Genomic DNA, 3,664 nt, shown 5'->3' with positions numbered 1-3,664 from the left:
GATCGTCACCCGCGGCGGTGTCCGTTCATAGATCAACTGGCGTGTTGCGTGGGGTGGTGCGTCCGTTCCTAATTCGAGTCCGTGACGGCGGGAAATTGGCAAGTTAGTCGATCGTTCTAGCAGATCGGCTGGTAGAGCTTGAAGCTGCTCCCAGATGGCGATCGCCGCACCCGGACTACCCTGCGCTAGTCCCAAGATTTCTGGTCGTTCGAGGATTTCGGTTTTGCCTAATTTGGTCAAAACTTCGACCATCACAGTGCGATCTAGTCGGTGAAAGGGAATCTGCTGACAGCGCGAGACAATTGTTGGTAATAACGCGTCTAAGCTAGAAGAAATCGCGATAATTGTCGCTTTACCTGGTTCTTCGAGGGTCTTTAATAACGCATTGGCAGCACCTTCGGGCATCGTCTCGGCGCGATCGATCGCCACTACCGATCGATCGCCCAGCAGTGGGGGACGCCCTAAAAATTGACCGATTTCGCGAATTTGTTCGATCCGAATTTGGGGTGGGGCTTTCTTTTTGATGCCAGCAGCAGTGGCTTCGGCAGTGGAAAAGAGTTTGCCTTGATGAGTGTATGTCGGTAACACCCACAACACATCAGGATGATTGCCCTGAGCAAGTTTTTGCAGGATTAATGCGCGATCTGCTGGTGCCGCACGTTCGCCAAAAATCAGTTCGATAAAGCAGCGCGCCGCCAAGCTTTTGCCGATCCCCTCTGCCCCATGAAATAAATAAGCTGGTGCGAGACGTTGCGTGACGATCGATCGCTGGAGCAGTTCTACTGCTTGGGTTTGGCCGCTGAGGGCAGTGCTAAATTGCATCGAGTGCTGCTGACATTAGATAGGACAATTGTACCGCCGATCGGGATTTGCCCACAAGCAACAACAGATAATGCTAGACTGCCCTGGCGCAACTATCGATCCACAAGATTCGATCGAGCGATCGGGCGATTGTGCTACTGTTCCGTGAGTGTGTGGGTACACTATGAAAGAGATAAATAGAACCGCAGTCAACCGTGCAAATCATCACTGAACGATCGATCGACACAGCACCCGGACGAGTACATAGATGATTATTTACGGGAGTTACTATGAACTTTACTGAACCTAGCCGTCAACGCATTTTATTAGTTGATGACGATCTGGTCGTGCGGGCGAAGGTCAGTGAGTCGCTACAGGAAGACGGTTTTGAAGTCATCCTGGCCAAAAATGGTGATGATGGCATTGCCGCCTATCAAGAACACCGTCCAGATCTCATTCTGGTCGATGCCGTGATGCCAATTTTAGATGGCTTTGAGTTTTGCGAACAACTCAAAAACATGGGCGAACGCTTGACCCCAATTTTGATGATTACCTCATTAGATGACAATGAATCGGTCGATCGAGCCTTTGCATCGGGAGCCACTGACTATATTACCAAGCCGATCAATCTCTCTATTCTCCGCCAACGCGTGCGCAATCTAGTGCGCCAATCGTATTTAATCAAAAATCAACTCAACGAACTTCAGCAAGCCAATCAAAATCTCCAATTATTAGCTAATTTAGATAGTCTGACTAAGTTGTCTAATCGACGCGGATTCGATGACTATATCCAGCGCGAATGGGATCGGATGCGGCGGATCAAAGCCCCATTATCTTTGATTATGTGCGATGTCGATTTCTTTAAAAATTATAACGATCGCTATTTGCATCCCAACGGCGATCGCTGCTTGATTCAAGTAGCCATGTCGATTCGCAATACCGTCCGCCGCAGTGGCGATCTGGTCGCCCGTTATGGTGGCGAAGAATTTGCGATCGTTCTGCCAAATACCGATGCTTTGGGTGCCGTTTCCGTGGCTGAAAATATTCGATCGGCTGTTAAGAGTCTGCAAATTACCCATGAAGCTTCGAGCGTCTGTCCCCATGTCACGATTAGCGTCGGTGTTTCGACGATTATCCCCAATCATGAAAATGATTTTCAAGCATTAGTAAATGCCGCAGATCGCGCCTTGTATCAAGCTAAATCTCAAGGACGCGATCGAGTGACGATGATTGTGGCTTAATTTAGGTTTTAGGTTTTAGGCTTTAGGCTTTAGGGGATATTTGAACGCAAGCGTTCTGTTATTTCCTAGTCTCCCCGCTCCCCGCTCCCCGCTCCAGATCGAGAACTTTCGCAAAATTAACTGGTAGATCCGGCATCCTGCTGCGATAATGGATGGTTGCTCACCATCGATTGTAAGTTTCATGCTATTGACGACACCCACCTGGAATACCCTGGCCGATCGATCGCTTGCGGGAGAGATCTTGACTAGGGAGGAAGCTCTGAGCGTACTTCAGGCCAAAGAGGAGGTGTTGCTCGACCAAATCGCCGCTGCATATCGGGTGCGCCGTCACTATTGGAGCAATCGCGTCCGGCTGCATTATCTGCTCAATGCTCAGAGTGGTATGTGTCCTGAGGATTGTCATTACTGTTCGCAGTCGAAAATTTCTACTGCCGAGATCGAGAAGTATCCCCTGATGGCGCAGTCCAAGATCCTCGACGCTGCCAAACGCGCCGCCGAACTTCAGGCGGGGACATTTTGCATGGTGATTTCCGGTCGAACTCCTAATGAAGCGACGTTTGGTAAAGTATTAGAAGCCGTGCGGGAAGTTAAAGCCAATTACGATCTGAAAGTTTGTGCGTGTCTGGGCTTATTAAACGCCGAGCAAACCCAACGCCTCGCCGATGCCGGAGTCGATCGCGTCAATCACAATCTCAATACATCGGAAACCAATCACGATCGCATCGCCACTACCCACACCTATACCGATCGAGTGGAGACAGTCAAAAACGTCAAAGCAGCGGGGATCACTACGTGTTCGGGCGGCATTTTGGGGATGGGTGAGTCAAACGATGATGTCATCGATTTAGCCCTGTCCCTGCGGGAATTAGGCGTCACCAGCGTCCCGATCAATTTTCTGATTCCGATTCCAGGGACTAAGTTTGCGGATATTAAACAATTAACTCCCCAACAATGTTTGCGGATGTTATGTTTATTTAGATTCCTATTACCGTCCCAAGAAATTCGGATTGCTGGCGGTCGCGAAGTACATTTGCGATCGCTCCAACCGTTAGGATTATATGTCGCCAATTCAATTTTCGTGGGCGATTATCTAACAACACCAGGACAATCAGCGACTCAAGATTGGGATACGATCGCCGATTTGGGTTTCGTCTTAGAAGCGGCAGATGGTTCGCCGATTAAGCGTTAAACATGTATTAAGATCTGTAGGGGCAGGTGGATGCCATTAATTCAAACCTGAAGTCAACTATCGTACGAACCTGCCCAACCCCACCAGCAACCTGAATATTTCGGCACCAAAGCAAATGAGAAAGACGATTGCCGTTGGAACTCTGCGCGAATCTCGTACCAGAGAATACACCAACGAAAGGTTAATAGTGGGTGAGGGCGGGTTCGTACGATAGTTATCGTTTCAACCATAATTGATGGCATAAAGCGGATGCATAACTCGTTCCGAGAGGCTTCGCCAACGCGCTGAGGTTTCCTCAGCGTGCGTTGCACCAAGCACCCGCCCCTACAGATTTTTATTTCTAGATAGCTCACCCGATCGAGTTTTTGTGAATCGATCGAAACACTCACCAGACGCACGATCGATAGTCCTAATGCTACGGCAGAAAGCAAAT

General features: G+C 49.2%; 4 protein-coding genes. 2 read left to right on the top strand and 2 right to left on the bottom strand.

Going from position 1 to position 3,664, the window contains the following annotated elements; translation table 11 throughout:
* Nucleotides 1–822 (bottom strand): DNA polymerase III subunit delta' (locus RMO84_RS01865; protein WP_310486758.1); only part of this gene is annotated, 822 nt, incomplete at its 3' end.
* Between the two features lie 269 nt (nucleotides 823–1,091).
* On the opposite strand from RMO84_RS01865, the gene RMO84_RS01860 reads away from it, so the two are divergent.
* The gene (locus RMO84_RS01860; RefSeq protein ID WP_310486757.1) at nucleotides 1,092–2,042 is read left to right on the top strand and encodes a PleD family two-component system response regulator; all 951 of its coding nucleotides are present in this window, start codon (nucleotides 1,092–1,094) and stop codon (nucleotides 2,040–2,042) included.
* Between the two features lie 148 nt (nucleotides 2,043–2,190).
* Nucleotides 2,191–3,231 carry a biotin synthase BioB gene (bioB, locus tag RMO84_RS01855; protein ID WP_310486756.1) on the top strand — a complete coding sequence of 347 codons (1,041 nt, stop codon included), beginning with the start codon at nucleotides 2,191–2,193 and terminating at the stop codon, nucleotides 3,229–3,231.
* A 53-nt stretch (nucleotides 3,232–3,284) separates the two neighbouring features.
* Here the strand turns inward: bioB and RMO84_RS01850 are convergent.
* Nucleotides 3,285–3,664, bottom strand: a 380-nt coding sequence (locus RMO84_RS01850; protein WP_310486755.1) for a hypothetical protein, incomplete at its 5' end; no start/stop codon positions are given.

The organism is Chamaesiphon sp. VAR_69_metabat_338 (genome assembly GCF_031423935.1).
Taxonomy (GTDB): domain Bacteria; phylum Cyanobacteriota; class Cyanobacteriia; order Cyanobacteriales; family Chamaesiphonaceae; genus Chamaesiphon.
Note: the sequence above shows the minus strand (reverse complement) of the source record. Positions and strands in the feature narration are given on the sequence as shown.